The organism is Massilia sp. NP310 (genome assembly GCF_019443485.1).
Taxonomy (GTDB): Bacteria; Pseudomonadota; Gammaproteobacteria; order Burkholderiales; family Burkholderiaceae_D; genus Telluria; species Telluria timonae.
The window spans coordinates 4,533,857-4,555,020 of sequence record NZ_CP080379.1 but is presented as its reverse complement, the minus strand read 5'-3'; the positions used below and the strand labels follow the sequence as shown (position 1 = coordinate 4,555,020).

Genomic DNA, 21,164 nt, shown 5'->3' with positions numbered 1-21,164 from the left:
AATATGGTACGGAATTACGCCAATCGAAACGTCCCAAATTTCTCGATTTGTGGGCTGTTAATAGAATAATTATTCTTATAAACACGCTTTACGGAATATGAACTCACTCGACAAGTTTGATTGTGCGATTCTCGCCGCCTTGCAGGCGGATGCAACCCTTTCCATCTCGGGTCTGAGCGAAAAGGTCGGCCTTTCCAGCACGCCCTGCTGGAAACGCGTCAAGCGCCTCGAAGAAGAAGGCTATATCGAAAGCCGCGTCAGCATCGTCAACCGCGAAAAGGTCGGCCTGCCGGTCACCGTGTTCGTCAGCATCAAGACCACCGAGCACGACGAGAAATGGCTGGCGCGCTTCGCCGCCGCCGTGGTCGCCCTGCCCGAAGTGCTGGAATTCCATCGCATGAGCGGCGACGTCGACTACCTGCTCAAGGTCGTCACCACCGACATCGCCGGCTACGACCGCTTCTATAAAAAGCTGATCAAGGCCGCGCGCCTGACCGGCGTGTCGTCCGCGTTTTCGATGGAACAGATCAAGTCGACCACCGCCCTGCCGCTCGAGCTGATCTCGCACGGCGTGCCGGCCTGAGGTCGCTCCGAATCCTTACGCCGGGTCTTTACGCTGTCGCTTAACGCTTTCGCCGGCCGTGCGAATCGTGCGATGATGGCGGCCGTTGACATCAACGGAGACCAAGGGAATGCGATCGAAAATTAGGATGGCGCCGCTGGCGCTGGCGGCGTTAATAGCGTTGATCGGCACTCAGGCAACCGCCGCGGAGCAAATCGTGAAGATCGGCGTGAGCGGCCCGCTGTCGGGTTCCAACGCCTTCGCCGGCAAGGACAATGAGAACGGCGTGCGCCTCGCCATCGAGGAGCTCAACGCGCAGAAGATCCAGGTGGGCGGCAATGTGCTGCGTTTCGTGCTGCAGTCCGAAGACGATGCGGGCGACCCGAAACAGGGCGTGACGGTGGCCCAGAAATTCGCCGATTCCGGCGTCAAGTACGTGCTCGGCCCGTACAACTCGGGCGTGGCGATTCCCGCTTCGCGCGTCTACAACGACAACGGCATCCTGATGTCGACCGTCGGCACCAATCCCAAGATCACGGCCGCCGGCTACCCGACGGTGTTCCGCATCGTGGCCAGCGACACCCAGGTGGGCGCCTCGGTCGCCGGCTATGCCGCCAAGGAGCTCAAGGTCAAGAACGTCGGCGTGATCGACGACCGCACCGCGTTCGGCCAGGGCATCGCGATGGAGTTCAAGCGCCAAGCGCAAAAGGCCGGCATCAAGGTCGCGGGCCACGAATTCACCAACGACAAGGCGAGCGACTTCGCCGCCATCCTGACCTCGCTGCGCGCCAAGAAGGTGGACGCGATCTTCTTCGGCGGCTACGCCCCGCAAGGCGCCCCGATGGCGCGCCAGATGAAGCAGTTGGGCCTGAACGTGCCGCTGCTTGGCGGCGACACCCTGTGCAGCCCAGAGATGGCCCGGCTGGGCGGCGAGGCGGTCGGCGAGAACGTGCGCTGCGCGCAGGCCGGCGCCATCGTCGCCAAGCAGCCGGGCGGCCCGGCCTTCCTGGCCAGCTACAAGAAGCGCTTCGGCCGCGATCCGGACGTCTACGCGCCGTCGTTCTACGACCAGACCAGGTTCATCGCCCAGGCGATCCAGCAGGCGAAGTCGGTCGACGCCAGGCAGGTCGGCGCCGCGATGCACGCGATCAGCTACCAGGGCGTGGTCGGCGCTTACGGCTACGACGCCAAGGGCAACCTCAAGAAGACGGCGGTGACGGTGTACACCTTCAAGAACGGCGCGTTGACGCCACTGGCCAGCTACTGACCCAACAAGGAAAAAAAATGAGAGAGAACTTCAGGCTCGGCGCGCTGGCGATTGGCGCCCTGCTCGCCTGCGCATCCGTCCAGGCCGCGCCGGCGCCCGACACCGCGCCCGCCAAGCAGAAGGTCGCCACGACCGAAGCCGGCAAGGCGATCAACAAGCTGGTCGACGAATACTACGAGGCCTATGCCCGCTTCGAGCCGGTGTGGGCGACCGAGAGCGGCGACGGCCGCTTCTTCGACCAGCTCGGCCTGTCGATCGCGCCGAAGAACCGCGACGCGCAGTTTGCGCTGTACCGCGGCTACCTGAAGCGCCTGGCCACCATCCCGCGCGAGCGCCTGAATGCGCACGAGCAGGCCAGCTACGACATCGTCAAGTTCGAGCTCGAGACCGCGCTGCGCCTGGGCGCCTTCCCCGAGCACCTGCTGCCGATGGACCAGATGTTCAATATGCCGGCCTTCATCGCGAACTACGCCGGCGGCGAAGGCGCGCAGCCGTTCGCCACGCCGAAGGACTATCGCAATTACCTGAACCGCCTCGACCAGATGGTCGCCTACATCGACCAGTCGATCGCGAACATGCGCGAAGGCGTCGAGCGCGGCATCGTGCATCCGCGCCAGCCGATCCAGTCGCTGCTGCCGCAGCTCAAGCAGCTGCAGGCCAAGAGCGCGGAAGCCAGCATCTTCTATACCCCGATCAAGAAGCTGCCACAAGGTTTCTCGGCCGCCGACAAGCGCAGCCTGCTTGACGCCTATCGCACGACGGTCGGCAAGCTCAATCCGGCGCTGGATCGCCTGGCCAGCTATGTCGAGAAGGACTACCTGCCGAAGACCCGCACCAGCGCCGGCTGGAACGCGCTGCCGAACGGCGCCGAGTGGTACAAGGCGCGCGTGGCGGCGATGACCACCACCGACATGACGCCCGAGCAGATCCATGCGATCGGCCTGAAGGAAGTAGCGCGCATCCAGGGCGAATACGGCAAGATCGGCCCCAAGATGGGCTACGACGGCCCGGCCGCCGGCCTGCCGAAGTGGGTGTCCGAGCAGCCGAAGTACAAGCCGTTCACCACGGACCAGCAGGTGATCGAGGTGTTCCAGAAGCTGGACACGCAAGTGCGCGCCAAGCTGCCGGCCCTGTTCACCCTGATGCCGAAGGCGCCGCTGGAAGTGCGGCTGGAGCCGGAACTGACGCGCGAAACCGCATCCGACCATTATTCGGCGCCGGCGGCGGACGGCTCGCGTCCGGGCGTGTTCTGGTCGGTGGTGAACGACCCGACCAAGTATGGCCGCACCGGCATGGTCACCCTGTACCTGCACGAAGGCCAGCCGGGCCACCACTTCCACATCGCCCTGCTGCAGGAACTGGGCCTGCCGAACTTCCGCAAGTTCGGCGGCAATACCGCCTTCACCGAAGGCTGGGCGCTGTATGCCGAGACCCTGGGCAAGGAGATGGGCCTGTTCGAGAAACCGGAAGACTATTTCGGCCACCTGAACGACGAGATGCTGCGCGCCGCGCGCCTGGTGGTCGACACCGGCATGCACAGCAAGGGCTGGAGCCGCGACCAGGCGATCAAGTACTTCCGCGACACGCTGGGTTACTCGGAGCTGGAAGCGCGCGCCCAGATCGAGCGCTATATGGTGATGCCGGGCCAGGCGCTGGCGTACAAGATCGGTTCGCTGAAGATCATGGAACTGCGCCAGCGTGCGCAGGCGGCGCTGGGCGACAAGTTCAGCCTGCCGAAATTCCACGAGGTCGTGCTGGACGAAGGCACCTTGCCGCTGGCGGTGCTGGAGGCGAAGGTCGATCGCTGGATCGCGGCGTCGAAGTAAGCGCTGTCACGCTACCAGCTCACAAAACCAACGTCGTCCCCGCGCAGGCGGGGACCCAAGTCCTCAGAGCCGCCGGTCACGTTCAAACGCATCGATAACGCTGGCAAGCTTGGGTTCCCGCCTTCGCGGGAACGACGGTTTTCAAGCTATCGGTAGATAGCCAGCACCTGATCAGCGCGCGATCATGAACACCGGATAGCGGTTCCACTCCGGCTCGCGATAACGCGCGCAGTTGGCGTAGATGAAGTCGAGCACCGCTTCCTGGCTGCTCAGCAAGCCGGGATTGGCAGCCTTCCACTCGGCGAACTTCGCCGCCAGCTCGGGCTCCTCCGCCAGCAGTTTCTCCGCCTCGTCCTCGAACACATAATCCGAGTAATGCTCCTTCTTCTCCAGCACGCTGTTGAAGAATCCCCAGCGGAAGAAGCTGTCGTGGGCCAGCGGCTCGAGCGTCTCGACCGCGTAGCGCGCCCGGTCCTGGTCCAGCGGCACGATGTAGTCGCCGGCGCGCAGCAAGACCTGGCCGACGCGCCGCTCCAGCGCCACCTCGTCATGGAATAGATGGCCTTCGTAGGCCGACGGGCGCGAGGTCACCGACTGAATCTGGTAGTACGTCACTTCCTGCAGGCGATCCGCCTCGATGCGCTCCATGCGCACGCCATTCCATTCCAGGCGTTCGATGGCCTCGCGCCACTGCTGCGGCACCACATAGGCTTGCGGCGCCGGCACCGCGACATCGACCGGGAAGCTGTTGTAATAAGCGATGTCGCGTTCCCACGGGCTGCTGCGGTCGTAGTACAGGCGGGTGTAGTCGCCGATGACGCTCTTCTTGTACCTGGCTTCGTAACCCTTGAAGCGGAAGCTCGCCGGATTGGCTTCGTCCATCTTCCAGCGCACCGGCCACGCGTCTTGCTTGCGGCCTTCCTCGCGCGCCGCGCGGCGCAGCGCCTGGATGCGGTCGGCGTTCTTGACGGTGAACTCGAGCGCCACTTCGACCAGCGCCACCATCGACTCGTAGCGGTCCTTGAACGGCTTGAGCATGTGCGTCTCGGGCATGAAGCCGATCGTGTGGTGCAGCGCCGCGTAACCGGTCGAGAAGCGCGCCGTCTCAAGGAATTCGGCGATGCCGTGGTCCGGGCTGTCCTTGACCGGGTTCACGTAGGGGCAGGTCGGCCAGCCGCGCGCATCCATGCCGGCATACATCGCCGGCAGCATCTCGGCGCGCAGGAATTCGCCCAGGCCGCCGCCCAGCTTGTCGGCCTGGGTGTGGATCAGGGTCATCGTGTAGCTGTAGTCGGCGCCGTTGGAGGTGTGGGTGTCGACCATCACGTCCGGATCCCAGCGCGTGAACAGTTGATTGAACGTGCGCGCCGTCAGGGTGTCGCACTTGACGAAGTCGCGGTTCAGGTCGAGGTGGCGGCTGTTGCCGCGAAAGCCGAACTGCTCCGGGCCGTCCTGGTTCACGCGCGAGGTGTCGGCGCGGTTGAAGCTGCCGTCCACGTTGTACAGCGGGACGAACAGGAACACGGTCTTGCCCAGCGCACTCAGACGCCCAGGCTCGACGCAGAAGTCGCGCACGATCGCCATGCAGCCGTCGACGCCTTCCGGCTCGCCCGGGTGGATGCCGTTGTTGTTAAAAAAGACCGGACGGCCGGCGCGCTTGATCGCATCGACGTCGAACACGCCGTCGCTGCTGACCACGCCCGCATGGATCGGCACGCCCGCATCCGACACGCCAACTTTCTCGAAGCGCAGCACCGCAGGGAACCGGCGCGCGAGGTCTTCGTACCAGGCGATGCATTCGCCCCAGGTGGTGGTCTGGTTCAGGTTGCCCTTCTCGTAGGGCGTCAGCAATTCAGTGGACATGGATCTTATCGTTGTGAGGTGGATGCTTCGGAAATCGTCGCCGGCACAGGTGGGGTTTGCGCCTGGGCCGGCAGGTTGAGCGGCAGCGCGATCGCGACGTCGGTGCCTTCGCCCGGGCTGGATCGCACCTCGATCGTGCCGTGCAGCGCATAGGCGCGCTCGCGCATGCCGATGATGCCGATGCCTTCCGAGGCGCTGGCGGTGTCGAAGCCGGCGCCGTCGTCAACCACGCGGATGCGCAGCATGCCCTTGCCTTCGTCCAGCAGCAGGCTGACGTGGGCCGAGCGCGCGGCGGCGTGCTTCATCACGTTGGACAGGGCTTCCTGCACGATGCGGTAGGCGGAAATCGCCAGCTCGTTCGACAGGCGCGCGAAGTCGCCCTCGCTGTGCAGGTCGAAGCGGCAGCCGGACGTGGTGTCGTAGTGGCGCACCATCTCTTCCACCGCGCCGTGCAGGCCCAGCATGTCGAGCACCTCGGGACGCAGGCGGCGCACCAGGCGCCGGCCGTTGGCGTACAGGTCGAGCGCCAGCTTGGTGATGGCCTCGGACTTGCGGCGGATCTCGTCGACTTCGGGCCCTGGCGGCGCCTTGGCCGCCAGCAGGCCGATCGACTGCGCTTCCAGCCGCGCCGCGATCAGGGAAGCATTGAGCTCGTCGTGGATCTCGACCGCGATGCTCTTGCGCTCGTCCTCGATGATCTCGTTGACCTTCTGGATCAGCTTGCGCTTGTCGGCGTCGGCGCGCAGCGCCTCGTTGCGCGAGGCCAGCAGGTCGCGCGTGCGCTCGGCCACCTTGTTCTCGAGGTCGCGCTTGGATTCTTCCAGCGCCAGCGACATCTCGCCGATCGAGGCCTGCAGCTCGCCGATCTCACCGCCGGTGGTGACCGGCGGATGCACACGGAAGTTGCCGCCCCGGATCTGGCGCAAGGTGCCGATCGCCTCGCGCAGCGGCACGATCAGCGAGCGCGCCAGCACCCAGGCCAGGATGCCGCTCGCGGCCAGCGCCAGCGCCGCCATCGACAGCTCGATCTGGAAGCGGTCGGTCTGCTTGGCCATCATGTTCGCCGGCGACATCGTCACCCGCACCCAGCCGACGACTTCGGTGGTGAGCGTGGGCGGGCGCGAATCGCTCGATGCCGACACGTGCGGCGTGCCGTTGTCCGAGAACAGGTTGATCCACACCACCTGCTTGCGGATCGGCGCCTCGTAGAAATGGGCCTGGGCGTCGCTGGCCGAATCGGACACCACGCGCACCGCGGCGCGTCCGCTGCCATCGATCACGTCGACCTTGTAGATGCTGCGGTCGGACTGCACCAGGCCGTTGATGGTCAGGCGCAGGTCGGACAGGTTGCCCGAGATGACGTTGTATTCGGACGTCTCGGCCAGCGCGCGCGCCAGGATGCGCCCGCGCTCGGCCAGCTCCTCGGCCACCTGGGCGCGGTGCGCATACCAGGAATACCAGACGAAGGAGGTGAACAGCAGGATCACCGGCAGCATGGTGATGACGGCCATGCGCCGTCCGACACCCCAGCCGCGCCAGAAACGCAGGTTCATTGCAAGGCCGGCGCGCGCCGCGCGAAGTTGCGGGCGGCGTCGGTCACGCGCAGGTCGAGCGAACTGGCCACCCCTTCGTTGATGATGGTGCGGAAGTAGCGCGGGAACTGCGGCGGATCGAGTTCGCCGGTGCGCACGAAGTCGGCGGCCAGCTCGGCCACCTGGGCGTTGATCTCCTCGATTTCGGAATACGTGGTGGCCAGCGCGCCGACCTTGACCATGTCGGCCGAGAAGCCGATCACGCCCTGCTTGCGGCGGTAGGTCGAGAGCAGGATGTTGCGCACGTTCTCGGCGTTGTAGATGTCGCTGTCGGGCAGCGCCAGCAGGGTCTCGGCGCGCGTCATGCTGTTGAGCGTGTGATTCAGGTCGTCGCCCGGCGCGTACATCTGGATCTCGGTCGCGTCGTGCAGCGCCGGCTTCAGGAAGGCGGTGTCGGGGCCGAGCAGCACGCCGACCCGCACCGGGCGGCCGTACAGCAGTTCGGCCAGGCGCATCTGGTCGTTCGGCGCCGGCTCGGCATAGATCGCGGTCATGGCCATGCGGCGCGGCTTGGGCAGGCGCGCGGTGAGCGTGCGCCACACCTGGCTCGAGGTATAGGCCGAGATCACCACGCAATCGCAGCGGCGCGACAGCGCGTCGCGCAGCGCGGTCGGGCCGATCGCCACGTACAGCATGCGGCGCTTCTGCGCCAGCTCGGTGCGGAAGGCCGCGAAGGTGGGCACCAGGCGCTTGTACAGGTCGTCGGCGATGCGGTGGGTGACGGCGCTGTCGTCGCCGGTCAGGATCTGGAAGCGGTAGCCCTGCGCTTCTTCGCGTTCGCGCTCCGCCTGCTGGGCGGCGTGGACGCTGCCGGCCGACAGCGCCAGCATGAAGGCAAGGGCCAGCAGCGGCGCCAGCGCGGGGGCGCGCCTGCGCTGGTGGGGCATGCGGCGCGGGAGGATGGCCATCGCGTCAGGGCTCGATCAGGCCGTGCTTGACCGCCAGCAGGGTGATGCTGGCCTGGCGGTGCACGCCCAGCTTTTCCTTGATCGACTGGCTGATGTTGCTGATGGTCTTGGTCGACAGGTCGAGGCGCTCCGCGATCTCGGCATTGGTCATGCCCTCGGCCATCAGCTTGAAGATTTCCAGTCCGCGCTCGTCGAGCTGCGACTGCGGCGTGACTTCGCCGCGCACCGCCATGCTGGCCAGGCGCGACGCGATATGCGGCAGGAAGTACAGCTTGCCCTCGTGGGCATGGCGCACCGCGGTGGCCAGGTCGGCCGGGTCGCAATCCTTGGTGACGAAGGCGTGGGCGCCGAGGCGGTAGGTTTCCTTGATCAGGCTGTCCTGGTCAAACTGGCTCAGGAAGACGATCTTGGCCGCCGGGTCGGACTTGAGGATGGCCTGGGCCGCGTCCATGCCGGTCAGCTCGGTGCCGAAGCGCATGTCGAGCACGGCGACGTCGGGGTGCTCGGCGGCGTACAGCGCGGTCGCCTCGCTCGGGGTCTTGGCCTGCCCCACCACCTGCATGCCCGCCGCTTCCAGCGACATGGCGAAACCGGTCATGACGATCGGGTGATCATCCGCGAGCATGACGCGGATGGGTTTGTTCTGTTCTGCCAATTTGATTCTCCTGGCGCGTGGCCGGTGTGCGTTGCCAGTGTCTGGCGTTGCGTTGGCCGGGCGAAAAGCCACGGCACAGTTGGGAATTATTTCATACAACGGGCGGGGAAGCGAATGGAAAGGCGGGGAGATTTTGTACGCTCTGGTCCGCATTTTTGGGGCCCTTCCTTTCGCTGGACGCGTGGATGGCGAAGTCGCCCACCTTACGAATGGGCTTGCTTGGTACGTTGACGCACACACAACCAGAAACAAATTTACTAGATTATGGATTTGCAAATTGCTAGGACATAGCATATATTGATTCCAACGAGCTGTAGATATGCATTCTTCCAAGGTAGTAAACCTGGCGATCCCGAGGGGTCCCAGAACGAATAAAGGAGGTTGCCATGCATTTTTCTGACATCAATCAAGGCGCCGGCGGCAAGGCCGGCAAATTCGCCCTGGTGGCCGGCCTGCACGTGCTGGTGGCGATGGGCGTCATCAGCACGATGAACGCCAAGTCGATCTCGCTGCCCGCCATGCTCGAAGACAAGCTGGTATGGATCCAGCCCGAGGTTCCTCCGCCTGCCCCGCCGCCGGAGCCACCGAAACCCGTCGCCAAGGCCGCACCGCCCGACATCGTGGTGCCGGACGTGGAAGTCGAAGTGCCTGCACCGCCGCTCGAGCAGGTGATGGAGGCAAGCACGGAGCCAGCGCCTGAACCGGCCCAGCAAACCCAGTCCGAGGCTCCGCCGCAGCCCGCCGCCGCGCCGTCGTCGAACAGCGGCCAGATGCGCAGCGCCGTGCTGGCCGACGCCAACGGCTGCGCCAAACCAGACTATCCGGTGCGCGCTGCGCGCAATGGCGAGACCGGGACCGTGACCCTGGCGCTGCTGGTCGGGGCCGATGGCCGGGTGCAGGACTCGCGCATCCAGTCTTCCAGCGGCTCGCGTGAACTCGATCGCGCCGCCGTGCACGCCCTGAGCCTGTGCAAATTCCAGCCGGCGATGAACGGCGGCACAGCCGAAGCCGGATGGGCGCAGCTCGCCTACGTCTGGACACTCGAGTAAGCCGCTTTTCCTCTTGCAGCCCGCCCCTATTCATCCGGCGGGCTTTTTTTCGCCCCGCTTTTTCGTTCCTTTGACAGGCGCATCGACGCCTGCGCGGGCGACATCCGCTCACAACAACAATGGAGAGAGAACACATGGATGCAACGAGCGCAGCAATACCGGCGATACGTCTCACCGGGTTCATGCACGCCCTTGCCGGCTGCCTGGGACTGGCCGTCCTGGTCATCCTGGGCTGGATGGCGTTGACGCGACAGGCACCGCCCGAGCCGAAGGCAGAGATCGCGGCCGGCAGCTGGAACGCCCGCGTGCAGGAGCACATGCGGGTGCTCGCGGCCAGGCCGCGTTCGATCGCGACCGAAGGCAATGCCCAGGCGCGCGCATACCTGGCGGCGCAGCTGCGTACGATGGGCCTGGCGCCGACAGTGCAGCGCGCCACGGTGCGCAAGTCGGTGGTCTATTACTTCGGCGCCATCCACAACACGGTCGGCGTCGTCCATAACGTCGTCGCCAGGATTCCCGGCAGCGCGCCGGATGCGGGCCGCCGCCCGGCGCTGCTGCTCACGGCGCACTACGACAGCGGCAACGCTGGGCGCGATGCCGCGCGCGGCGCCGCCACCATGGCGGCCCTGCTCGAAACGGCGCGCTCCCTGCGCGCCGCGCCACCCGCCAACGACGTCGTGCTCCTGTTCGCCGACGGCCACCACGTCGGTGCGCTGGGCGCCAAGGGCTTCGTCGAACAGCATCCGCTGGCCCCAAACATCGGCCTGGCGCTCAAGTTCGATCCATCCGGCGATGCGGGGCTGCGCATGGTCGAGACCAGCGGCGCGGGCGGCGCCGCGCTGGCCGGCTGGATGCGCGCCGCACCCGAGCTGCGCGGCTCCTCGCTCGAGACGACCCTGGCGCGCATGCTGAACGACGCGCCGCACGTCGGTCCGCTGGCGGCGCTCGATACGCCGGTGCTGCTGTTCGCCGGCGGCGAAGCCGATCCGCGACAACTGGGCGACGCGATGCTGCGCCTGGCGCAGGCCTACGGCGACACGCCGCTCACGCGCGGGACGCAGACAGCCGCCGCCTATTTTTCTCTGCCCGTCGTGGGCCTGGTGCAGCACGCGGCGTGGCTCGCCTGGGCGCCGACGATCCTGTCCTGCCTGATGCTGGGGTTCGCCTGGCGCCGCCTGTTCGGCGCGGACGGTGCGATCGAGGCGGCGCAAGGCCTGTTCGGCGTGTGCTTCCTGCTGCTCGTGGTGCGCGTCGGCAGCTGGACCTGGCGCGAAGAGGTGGCCGCCGCCGGCCTTGCGGGCGAGCAGCGCCTGCCGCTGATGGTGTTGGTCGTGGCAAGCTGCGTCTTCGTCGCCGGGCTGTATCTGTTCCGGCGCAGCGTCGGCGCCGCGGCGATGGTGCTCGGCGCGCTGGCCTGGCCCGCGCTGACGCTGCTGCTGGCCGTCTTCTTTTTGCCCGGCGCCGCCTACGTGCTGGCCTGGCCGCTGGCGGCGGTGCTCGCCGCCTTCCTGGTATTGCAGTCGCGCTGGGGCCAGCGCCAGGCCTTCGCCCCGCGCCTGCTGGTGCTGGTGGCCGGGCTGGCGCCGGCCGCCGCGTTATTCCCACCGGCGCTGCGCGACGCCTGGCTGCTGCTCGCGCCGCACCACATGTACCTGCCGCCGATGCTGATGGCGCTGCCGATGCTGTGCTTCGCCTGCCTGCTGCTGGTGCTGCGCATGGCGCCGGCCGTCGCCGCCCTGCTTGCGCTGCTGGCCGCAAGCTGCTTCGCCCTGCCGGGACAGGCGGCGCCGCGCGCCACGCTGCCGCCGGCAACCGACGGCCTCGAACGGCTGGTCTACTACAAGGACGCGAACACCTGGCGCGCTTACTGGCTGCTGCCGGAGCAGGCGCAGGGCGACTGGATCCGCCAGCTGTTCTCCGGCCGCCAGCCGACCATCTTCGTCGAAGTCTTCGGCTGGAACAGCCCGCGCCAGTGGTATGCCGAGGCGCCGCGCGAGGACGCAATCGCCTTCCCTGAATGCTTCGCCCTGCTCAACACCGTCGGCAAGGTGCGGCGCGGCACGTTCACTGTGCGTTCAAAAAACCGCGCGCCGCACATCGAGCTGCGCATGTCGGGCGCCAAGGCGCTGCGCTCGCGGCTCGACGGCGTGCCGCTTACGTCGAAGGAGGCGCCGTGGATGCTGTCGCTGTACGGGATGGAAGACCGGGTGCTGCATTTCGAGATCGAGAGCGCGCCGGAAGAGATTTTCGCGATCACGGTGCAGGAGCGCATGCCCGGCGTGCCTCGGCATCTGTTACCGTCGCGCGAGCAAGGCGCCCCGTATTTACGGGAGCAATCGGGAATGACGATGTCGACCGATATCCTGCGATTTTATTGAGAACTTGTCATAGAATGTTCCGCGCACGCCACGAACGTGCCCTTCCCGATCAACTCAAGTCGCAGGATTTTATGTACAAGATCGTCTCTTCCCTCGTCCTTACCGCCCTCGCCGGCAGCCTGGCGCTGGCCTATCCGGCCTATGCCCAGAACGTGCAAAACGTCCAGGAAGCGCCGCTGCGCGCGCACCTGGCCCACCTGTCCGCCGACGCCATGGAAGGCCGCGGCACCGGCCAGCGCGGCGGCGAGCTGACCGTCGCCTACCTCGAGGCGCAGGCGAAGGCCGCCGGCCTGAAGCCGGCCAACGGCAGCAGCTTCCGCCAGGCGGTCAAGATCGCCGGCGTGCGTTCGCTGCCGGCCAAGAGCGACATCGCGATCACCGCCGGCGGCAAGGCGCTGCCGCTGCAGTTCGGCGCTGACTGGGTCTGGGGCCCGGGCGACGGCAAGGCCGATCACAAGCTGGACGCCGACCTGGTCTTCGTCGGCTACGGCACCGTGGCGCCGGAAGAAGGCGGCTGGAACGACTTCAAGGGCATGAACCTGAAGGGCAAGGTGCTGGTGATGATGGTGAACGATCCGCTGCCGACCGCGGCGGAACCGAACCGCTTCAACGGCGAAGGCCTGACCTACTACGGCCGCTGGACCTATAAATTCGAGGAAGCGGCGCGCCAGGGCGCGGCCGGCGCCATCCTGATCCACACCGACAAGTCGGCCTCGTACGGCTGGAGCGTGGTGCAGAACAGCTGGGCCAACGCCGAGCGCTTCCAGCTCACCGAAGGCAAAGTGGGCACCGGCCTGCAGGGCTGGATGACCGATGACACCGCACGCAAGGTGTTCGCCGCCGCCGGCCAGGACCTCGATAAACTGCGCGCCGCGGCCGAAGACAAGAACTTCAAGCCGGTGACGCTGAAGGCCCGCCTGAAGGGCACGGCCCGCGCAGAGGTACGCAAGCTCGAAGAGTTCAACGTGGCCGGCATCGTGCCCGGCACCGATCCGAAGCTCAAGGACGAAGTGGTGATCTACACCGCGCACTGGGACCACATGGGCAAGCAGGGCACCCAGGGCGACACCATCTTCAACGGCGCGGTCGACAATGCCTCGGGCACCGGCGCGCTGCTGGCGATGGCGGAGCAAGCCGTCAAGCACCCGGCCAAGCGCAGCCAGATGTTCCTGTGGGTGGCGGCCGAAGAGCAAGGCCTGCTGGGCAGCGCCGCCTACGTCGCCAAGCCGCTGTGGCCGATCGCGAAGACCGCCGCCAACCTGAACCTGGACAGCCTGAACTGGGTGGGCCTGGTGAAGGACGTCAGCGTGCCCGGCAGTGAGCGCACCGAACTGGGCGCGATGGCGGCAGCCACCGCCCAGGCGATGGGTTTGACCGTCGCGCCAGCGAAACCTGACCTGGCCGGCGGCTACTTCCGCAGCGACCACTTCAGCTTCGCCAAGGCCGGCGTGCCGGCGTTCTCGGTGGGCGCGGGCCGCAGCTGGGTGAAGGACGTCGAAGCCAACAACGCCAAGGCCGCGACCTACCGCGACAAGTACCACCAGGCGTCGGACGAATACGATCCGAACTGGGACCTGTCGGGCATGGTGCAGCAGGCGCAGTACACGCTGAACCTGGGCCGCGCAGTGGCCGACGCGCCGAAGATGCCGGCGTGGAAGGAAGGCGATCCGTTCGGTAAGGCGCGCGCTGCCAAGTAAGCAGTCAGGCAAGCGCTCGACATGAACGCGCCGGAGGACCACACTAGGTCCACCGGCGCGTTTTTTTTTGGCCGACCTTTTTTGAGAGCGAACGATGCGCGAAGAAGACCTGGTGCTCGGCGACGGCCGCACGCTGCACTTCTACGACCTGGCGCCACCCGGCGAGCAGGAGCTGGCCGTGTTCTGGCACCACGGCACGCCGAACATCGGCCGCCCGCCCGAGCCGCTGTTCGCCCTTGCGGCGCAGCTGGGCATACGCTGGATCGGCTACGACCGCCCGGCTTATGGCGGCTCGTCGGAACGCAGCGGGCGGGACGTCGCCTCGGCGGCCTTCGACGTCGAGCGCATCGCCGACCGGCTGGGCGTCAGGCGCTTCGCGGTGATGGGGCATTCGGGTGGCGGGCCGCATGCGCTGGCTTGCGCCGCCCTGCTGCCCGAGCGGGTGGTGGGTGCGGTCAGCATCGCGGGCCTGGCGCCGCCCGATGCGCAGGGACTCGACTGGTTCAGGGGGATGGGCGCATATGGAGCGGCCGCGTTGCGTGCAGCGGCGCAGGGGCGCGCGGCCAAGGCATACCATGAAGCGCTCGGGCTCGCGTTCGACCGGGAGATGTTCACGCTTGAAGACTGGGACGCGCTGGCGGGGCCGTGGTCATGGTTCGACAGCGTGGTGGGGCCGGCGGTGGCCAAGGGGCCCGACGGCGCGATCGACGACGATATCGCCTATGTGACGCCGTGGGGATTCGATTGTTCGCACATCGCCTGTCCGGTGCTGTTCGTGCATGGGATGCGGGACCGCGTGGTGCCGGCGTCGCACAGCGAATGGCTGGCGCGTCACTGCCGCTGGGCCGAGCTGTGGCGGCAGCCGGGCGATGGGCATATCTCGGTGATGAACTACGCCGCGTCGAGCCTGGTGTGGCTGCGCGGGCAGTTGCGGGCGGACTGATCGACCTTGCGGCGGATGGCGCGCCGTGGGCCGCCATCCGCTTTCTGCTGCGAGTCGTGGCTTACTGGATCACGCCGCAAGCCATGCGGCCGCCTCCGCCACCCAGCGGCGCCGGGTGATCGGAGTGGTTGTCGCCGCCGACGTGGACCATCAGGGCCTTGCCCTTGATGTCCGACATCTTCAGGCGCGGGGCCAGGACCGGGTTGGTGGCCATGCCCTTTGCATCCACCGTCAGCGCCGGCAGATCGCCCAGGTGGCCGTCGCCCCATGGAGTGCCGTGCTTGCCGGTCTTGGCAGGATCGAGGTGGCCGCCCGCGGCGCCGGCCGGGACGGTCTTGCCGTCAGCCTGGTTCGGCGCGCAGCTGCCGTTGGCGTGGATGTGGAAGCCGTGCAGGCCCGGGGTCAGGTCCTTGAGGTCAGGCGTGAGCACCACGCCGTACTTGGTTTCGCTGAGCTTCACGGTGCCCACGGTGGCGCCATCGCCTTTTTCGGTGGCCAGCTTGAGGGTCACGGTATTGTCGGCGGCACTGGCGGCAGCGCATACGGCGCTCAGCAGGACGGCGCTCATCCATCGCATTTTCATTGTTTGCTCCTTCGAAAGATCTGCATTGGTAGTAAAAAGCCAACCCAGTGTAGATCATTCTCATGCGTATGGGCGTCCGGCTGACGCGGTAGCCCGACAGGTAGCGTGGGAAGCGCATACTGAATTTCACCGACAGCGGATGTATGTGAGCAAAGATGTGTTTTGTGGGTCGTTCTGCGTTTCGGGCTTTATCTTGCTTGAACTCAGGAACAATCAGTCCCTGCCAGTCGAAAATTGCATGCTCGAATCGACTCATGGTGGAACCGATGTCTCCGATCCCAGTACAAGATAGACGACACTTTTTCATTCTGCCTCAAGGTTTCGAAGGCGGCGGATACTACACCTATGGCACGCCTGACCGCGGTCGCAGTCAATATGCCCATCCGCGCATGCTCACTGTTCTGCACTGGGTTGCCGTCAAGTGGTCTGAACTCGATACAAGAAAATTCGGCATCGGCAATATCAGCCTCGCCGATGGGGTCGACCATCCACATCACGGCTCGCACGAAAGCGGGCTCGAGGTCGATATACGTCCGGTTCGTAAGGATGGAAAACACCTGCCATGCACGATGCGGGACCCTCAATATGACCGGGACGGCACTGCCAAGCTCATCGCGTTATTCAACCAACATCCCATGGTAGCGCTGATCCTTTTTAATGATCGTAGTATTCAGCGAGTTCGTTCGGCGGTAGGACATGACAACCACTTTCATGTAGAACTCGGATGAGGATGCAAAATGAACAAAATAGTTTTATTTTTACTGTGCCTCTTCTGCGCTGTACATGCATCCGGAAGTGACGCCTCTGACCCCTTCAAGAAGTTCTCGGGCGTATATCACATCTACGGTGGTGGATTGGGTGACCCGGTTGCCCCGAGTCCGCAAGACCGAAAGATCATGTTTTCGATTAGTGGTCGTGCTGCAAAGGATATTTTTGATGCAATCGGCCCGGACAAGAAAGACATCTGTTCTCAGCACAGCCGTACTCGAGTACGCAGCAAGGACGATGAAAAGCTCTCTTGTCGCAAGTCAGAGGATGGCGAGTACGACTGCAACTTCGGGTTCGACCTACGGTCTGGTAAGAGTATTGGTGGTGTTATCTGTTGAACGATGCACACATTAAGGACGAGCAAACTGGGACATCCGGGGCTTGCTACGCCGACTGGCAAATCGACTTGACCGTGCTCTCCCTCTTCTGAAAGGACGCCATGCCTGAGCCTATTTGCCCAGCATGCCAGGCGGATAACACCGAAGCGGTCGATTCAGTGGATCGAGCGAATCTGATTGGCAGCTATCGCCAGAAAGGCATCGACGTCAGCGCCTATCTCCCTGGGGGCAGCATCACGCTGCGGCGCTGCAATCATTGCACGCTGGGCTACTTCGATCCGGCCTGCGTAGGCGACGGCCCGTTCTACGAACAGCTGCAAACGCAAGAATGGTACTACCAGGACGACAAGGCCGAATACGCTTATGCGGCGACGCTGGTCCCTGAGGACAGTTCGCTCCTGGAAATCGGCTGCGGAAAAGGCGCATTCCGCGCCTGGCTGCCGGAATCGGTCCGCTACAGCGGTCTCGAGTTCAACGACGAAGCCGTACAAAAGGCGCGCGCGGCCGGGCTCGATGTCAGGAAGCAGCCGGTCGAAATCCATGCTACCGAAGGCCGACGCTACGATACCGTGTGCGCGTTCCAGGTACTCGAGCACGTCGAGCATCCCAAGCAGTTCTTTCACGCCTGCGTCCAGGCGCTGAAACCCGGTGGAACACTGATGATTGCCGTCCCGGCCCAGGACAGCTTCCTGGCCATCGCGCCGAACTCTCCGCTCAATATGCCGCCGCACCACGTGACGCGCTGGACCGACCGCGCCTTGATAAACCTCGCACTGAGCGAAGGTCTGCACAAGACGAGCATCTGGCACGAACCAGTTGCCGACTTTCACAAGGAATGGCATGCAACGACGCTGGCCTATCAAGCGCTGGCACGACTCGGCCTTTACCGTCCACGCTTGATCGACGACAGCATACGTTACCGATTGCTGGGCCGCGTGGTTCACATTCCTATATTGCGCAGATATCTCGTGCGAAGTGCCTTGAGGGCCAGTCCAAGGCTGAAGGTCGGACACACGGTGATGCTGGTTGCGTCATAGGCCGGCAACCAAGCCCACAGGCGTCGTCGATCACATCCTTAAACGTCGCCATTCGTTGGCAGATTATCTTCGTTCAACTTGACTATGCATAACTTAGAACATCATAGAATAACCAATCATCCATTGGTAGCAAGCACATGCTCAAGCCAATCTACTAAGGATGCAGATGATGGGAAGATATGCAGAAGAGAGAGCAATACCGCGCACGCCTGCGTGCGCAAAATCACACATGTCATTACGATTCGACGGAAAAACGCTGCACGCTTTCGGAACCCGAGCCTCATTGGTCTTCCCAGCGGTGTCGGGGAAGCCGAACGCAAGAGGACAGTTCGACTATTCCAAAGAGCGGCAACGCATTCCTTTCCACGGTCCTATCCCAGCTGGTCAATATTGGATCCAACCATCTCAGCTATGGGAGAACAACTGGCTCAAGAGCGTTATTCATTCGCCTCGCGCAGCTTGGGGTAATTTCAGGCTTACAATTCATCCGTATCCGTCCACACAGACGCATGGCCGGGGTGGCTTTTTTATCCATGGCGGTGCGGTAGCCGGCAGCGCTGGCTGCATCGATCTGGTCCAGTATATCGACAGGTTTGTTGAGCGCCTCGAGCAGGAACTTGGAGGACTTCCGGAATGTTACGTTCCACTCACCGTGCAATACTAGCGCTCACCTGCCTCTATCCTACAGTCCTACTTGCCGAAGTAAGCGACAAAGAACCGGATGCGGTCCTTTTTTGGCAAGTAGGTTTGGCGGCAGCACTTCTATGCCTCGTCACGGCCCGCTTCAGGCCATGGCTCGGCGCGATCTGTTTTGCTCCAGCAGCGATTTGGTTTACAAGCCTGTTTCTAGAAATTCACTCCACGGACGTTGGCCCTTATCTGCGATTGGAACAGGGTAACGGCTACTACCTGCAGGCATACGCAGCATTCGGAATCACTATTGCAGGACTCGTCATTGGTTACCTCTGGCACAGGCGCAAACCTTTCCGAGGATCCACGTCAACGAACCCATCCGGCAAATAAAAACGGCACCCCTCAGGGTGCCCCCTTCACTAACAACTTACGCGATCACTCGCCGTCGTCGTGCTGCTCGGCCGAAGCCTGCGCAGTCTGCTGGTCTTCCATCGCCTGCAGCGCGGCAGCCATATTGGCCTTCTCTTGCTGCAGCAGTGCCTGACGCTCTTCCGCTTCCCATACTTCGTCTCCTTGCGAGCGCGATGGAATGCCAGACCGGCACCGCCACGGATCAGGCGGCCGACGATGACATTCTCTTTCAGGCCGTAGCCGTGTCCGATAGTCGGACCTGACCCCCTCCGTGTGCTCAGACGATGTAGCTGGTGCCGCTTGGCCCGACACTCATAATACAGTACGACATCTGGAATGATCAGAGGGATAAGCATGTCGACGATCTTCTGCCTATAGACAGTAGTCGAGATGCAATCTCAACGCGCCTGCGCAAACACAGCAATACACCGTGTCCGATTGTCAGACCCGCCCCCGTCTGCGCCGAACAAACGAATGGGCCAATGGCATGCAAAATTTCCAAAGGGAAATTACTGAAACCGTTGAATTAGCAACTCGCTCTTTAACCCTTATATTCAATTCATCCGCACCCATCCACACCAATAAGAAATAAAGCAAAGAGTTTTAACAAAAATAAATTAAGAATTAAAGAAATTGTGACTTTTTTTTAGATTTAACGATTGAATATTTCTTAGAATAAAAGAGGGCTGGCAATTTCCCACTGATGTTACTCAGAATGACCGAAACTCATCCGAAACCTCAGGACTGAAAAATGACGATTCTCATAAAAGACCTATCAATCATTAACTTTAGATCGTGCAAGAACGCAAAAATCACTTTGTCGGCATTTACTCCGCTCGTTGGATATAACAACTGCGGAAAGTCCAACATATTATCGGCTATTCAATGGTTACTTAGAAAATCAAGTTTGGACGATACCGATTTTAACGACACACAAAAATCGGTTGAAGTAATCGGTACAATCACAGGGATAACCCCAGAGGTGGTTGATACACTGGACCCAAAGCAACGCGCATCGATACAGCCATATATAGTTGCAGGTGTGCTAAAAGTAAGGCGATGCCAACTCAAGCCGAATGCGAAAGCCACAGAAATTCTTCTTCATGTTTGGAGTATGGGAGAAGAAGAAGGAAAATGGGTGCCAAACCCAAATGGGATTGATAATGCACTTTCCGCACTGCTCCCTGACCCAATACGAATTGGCGCCATGGAGAACTCCGCAGAAGACGCAAGTAAAGCAAAAACGACTACAACAATAGGAAAGCTTTTAGCAGAGTTCTTAAACCCTGTGCGTAATGCACATGGACAGGAACTTTCGCAACATCTTCTCGAAGTAGAACGAAGAGTAACTGCGGATGGCGACTTACGCCTTGGCGAATTAGGAAATCTCGATGATTCAATTAACGGCAAAGTTAATGAGATGTTTCCTGGGCTAAATGTGAAATTAGATTTTCCAGTGCCGACTATTGATGAAATAATCAAAAGCGGCACCGTTCGAGTATATGAAGATAACGGTCCTGGCCGGAGTTTTTCATCATACGGGCATGGTGCTCAACGCTCAATCCAGATTGCGTTAATTCGCCACCTTGCAGATGTACGTCGCGCCAATGCTATCAATGCTCGGACAACCCTGCTACTAATTGATGAACCAGAACTCTATTTGCATCCTGTTGCCATTGAGCAAGTTAGATTCGCACTCAAACAACTTTCAAAAACAGGGTATCAAGTTATTTTCTCTACACACTCCTCTCAACTCGTTGGCACCACAGACGCCCAGCATACTCTTCTGATTAGAAAAAGTGAGAATTTAGGTACTTACTCGCGCCAACGATTAGCAGATGCGATCCAAAACGTTGTTCCTGACTCTATCCATCAAATGGAGCAGCTATTTACCCTCACTAACTCTAGCAAAATCCTTTTTTCTGAACGTGTGGTTCTTGCCGAAGGGAAAACTGAGATTCGTTTGCTTCCGTGTATATTTGAGCAACTTACCGGCGCAAGCTTAGGGCAGAAGAAGATTGCACTGATTGCGCAGAGTGGAGTGAACGACACAAAGAAATCGAAATCGATCCTAGAGGCTATGGACATGCCGACAAAGGCAATCGCTGACTTGGATTATGCTTTTAATGGCTGCATAACCCATGGATTCATAGAGCCAAACGATACCGACATCAAAACGCTAAAGAACATTCTGGCGCAGATGGCGGCGGCAGGACAAGTAACACTAAATCCCGCCACCGGAACCCCAAAGAATGGGGTAATAAAGGCTTCCGAAGCATTTACAGAACTTGCTAAAAATATTGATGCAAAGCCAGCGATTAAAAATTTGCATGTGAAACTCAAGACCGCCGGAATTTGGCTCTGGACAAATGGCGCCATCGAGCAGCACATTGGTATCGATGGAAAAAATGAGACCTGCTGGGCGGCATTTCAAACCAAAGCTGAGACCGACGGTATTGAGTCGATATGCTCAGACATGGTTGGCCTAAAAGAACTTATTCAATGGCTTGAAGAGTAAGATATTTGCGCTTTTAACGTACTGTCGCCTTTTTCTTAGATACTCACTAATATATTTTAGGTGCTAAAACACGAAGAATTTTCTTTAATTCACGCTTCTCAATCTTGCGTCTTTCGTACTAATTTAGTGAAAAAAA

General features: G+C 62.2%; 17 protein-coding genes and 1 pseudogene. 12 read left to right on the top strand and 6 right to left on the bottom strand.

The genetic code is table 11. The features are described 5' to 3' along the window. Positions 1-97: 97 nt before the first annotated feature. From KY496_RS20050 to KY496_RS20040, 3 genes are all read left to right on the top strand, one after another. A complete protein-coding gene (locus tag KY496_RS20050) occupies positions 98-583 on the top strand; it encodes an Lrp/AsnC family transcriptional regulator (protein ID WP_005663596.1) in 486 nt (161 codons plus the stop codon). Positions 584-692: 109 nt separating this feature from the next. Further along, positions 693-1,829 (top strand): branched-chain amino acid ABC transporter substrate-binding protein, encoded by a 1,137-nt coding sequence (locus tag KY496_RS20045; RefSeq protein ID WP_219862112.1) that lies wholly within the window; start codon positions 693-695, stop codon positions 1,827-1,829. A 17-nt stretch (positions 1,830-1,846) separates the two neighbouring features. Next, on the top strand, positions 1,847-3,655 hold the full coding sequence (locus KY496_RS20040; protein WP_219862110.1) for a DUF885 family protein: 1,809 nt from the start codon (positions 1,847-1,849) through the stop codon (positions 3,653-3,655). Between the two features lie 171 nt (positions 3,656-3,826). On the opposite strand, the gene KY496_RS20035 is transcribed toward KY496_RS20040, so the two are convergent. From KY496_RS20035 to KY496_RS20020, 4 genes are read right to left on the bottom strand one after another with little or no spacing between them, the layout of a single operon-like run. Then, complete coding sequence (locus tag KY496_RS20035) at positions 3,827-5,518, bottom strand: M14 family zinc carboxypeptidase (protein WP_219862108.1); 1,692 nt, start codon at positions 5,516-5,518, stop codon at positions 3,827-3,829. A 5-nt stretch (positions 5,519-5,523) separates the two neighbouring features. Continuing rightward, the gene (locus KY496_RS20030) at positions 5,524-7,071 is read right to left on the bottom strand and encodes an ATP-binding protein (protein ID WP_219862107.1); all 1,548 of its coding nucleotides are present in this window, start codon (positions 7,069-7,071) and stop codon (positions 5,524-5,526) included. Then, the gene (locus KY496_RS20025) at positions 7,068-8,018 is read right to left on the bottom strand and encodes a hypothetical protein (RefSeq protein WP_005663602.1); all 951 of its coding nucleotides are present in this window, start codon (positions 8,016-8,018) and stop codon (positions 7,068-7,070) included. Before KY496_RS20025 ends, KY496_RS20030 begins: the two co-directional genes overlap by 4 nt. A gap of 4 nt (positions 8,019-8,022) precedes the next feature. Then, positions 8,023-8,673 (bottom strand): response regulator transcription factor, encoded by a 651-nt coding sequence (locus KY496_RS20020; protein WP_005663603.1) that lies wholly within the window; start codon positions 8,671-8,673, stop codon positions 8,023-8,025. A 386-nt stretch (positions 8,674-9,059) separates the two neighbouring features. Here KY496_RS20020 and KY496_RS20015 point away from each other — a divergent pair, with 386 nt between their 5' ends. The 4 genes from KY496_RS20015 (at position 9,060) to KY496_RS20000 (ending at position 14,740) form a co-directional block, all read left to right on the top strand. After that, on the top strand, positions 9,060-9,722 hold the full coding sequence (locus tag KY496_RS20015; RefSeq protein ID WP_005663604.1) for an energy transducer TonB: 663 nt from the start codon (positions 9,060-9,062) through the stop codon (positions 9,720-9,722). Positions 9,723-9,856: 134 nt separating this feature from the next. Then, positions 9,857-12,100: a M28 family peptidase gene (locus KY496_RS20010; protein WP_219862105.1), complete on the top strand. Its 2,244-nt coding sequence runs from the start codon at positions 9,857-9,859 to the stop codon at positions 12,098-12,100. A gap of 71 nt (positions 12,101-12,171) precedes the next feature. Continuing rightward, a complete protein-coding gene (locus tag KY496_RS20005) occupies positions 12,172-13,797 on the top strand; it encodes a M28 family peptidase (protein WP_005663607.1) in 1,626 nt (541 codons plus the stop codon). A gap of 94 nt (positions 13,798-13,891) precedes the next feature. Beyond that, entirely contained in the window at positions 13,892-14,740 is an 849-nt protein-coding gene (locus tag KY496_RS20000) for an alpha/beta fold hydrolase (protein ID WP_219862103.1), read from the top strand. 61 nt (positions 14,741-14,801) lie between these two features. On the opposite strand, the gene sodC is transcribed toward KY496_RS20000, so the two are convergent. Further along, positions 14,802-15,323 carry a superoxide dismutase family protein gene (sodC, locus tag KY496_RS19995; RefSeq protein WP_005663610.1) on the bottom strand — a complete coding sequence of 174 codons (522 nt, stop codon included), beginning with the start codon at positions 15,321-15,323 and terminating at the stop codon, positions 14,802-14,804. Positions 15,324-15,577: 254 nt separating this feature from the next. Here sodC and KY496_RS19990 point away from each other — a divergent pair, with 254 nt between their 5' ends. From KY496_RS19990 to KY496_RS19975, 4 genes are all read left to right on the top strand, one after another. Beyond that, entirely contained in the window at positions 15,578-16,051 is a 474-nt protein-coding gene (locus KY496_RS19990; RefSeq protein WP_219862101.1) for a penicillin-insensitive murein endopeptidase, read from the top strand. Positions 16,052-16,060: 9 nt separating this feature from the next. After that, positions 16,061-16,429, top strand: a complete 369-nt coding sequence (locus KY496_RS19985; RefSeq protein ID WP_219862099.1) for a hypothetical protein — start codon at positions 16,061-16,063, stop codon at positions 16,427-16,429. 101 nt (positions 16,430-16,530) lie between these two features. Next, positions 16,531-17,466: a bifunctional 2-polyprenyl-6-hydroxyphenol methylase/3-demethylubiquinol 3-O-methyltransferase UbiG gene (locus tag KY496_RS19980; protein ID WP_219862097.1), complete on the top strand. Its 936-nt coding sequence runs from the start codon at positions 16,531-16,533 to the stop codon at positions 17,464-17,466. A 160-nt stretch (positions 17,467-17,626) separates the two neighbouring features. Continuing rightward, positions 17,627-18,130, top strand: coding sequence for a tlde1 domain-containing protein (locus tag KY496_RS19975; protein ID WP_307729058.1), 504 nt, complete (start codon positions 17,627-17,629; stop codon positions 18,128-18,130). A 404-nt stretch (positions 18,131-18,534) separates the two neighbouring features. On the opposite strand, the pseudogene KY496_RS27470 reads toward KY496_RS19975, so the two are convergent. Next, positions 18,535-18,746, bottom strand: a pseudogene (locus tag KY496_RS27470) (hypothetical protein); the annotation flags it as partial. A gap of 515 nt (positions 18,747-19,261) precedes the next feature. Here KY496_RS27470 and KY496_RS19970 point away from each other — a divergent pair. Further along, positions 19,262-21,028 (top strand): ATP-dependent endonuclease, encoded by a 1,767-nt coding sequence (locus KY496_RS19970; RefSeq protein WP_219862095.1) that lies wholly within the window; start codon positions 19,262-19,264, stop codon positions 21,026-21,028. Positions 21,029-21,164: the final 136 nt, after the last annotated feature.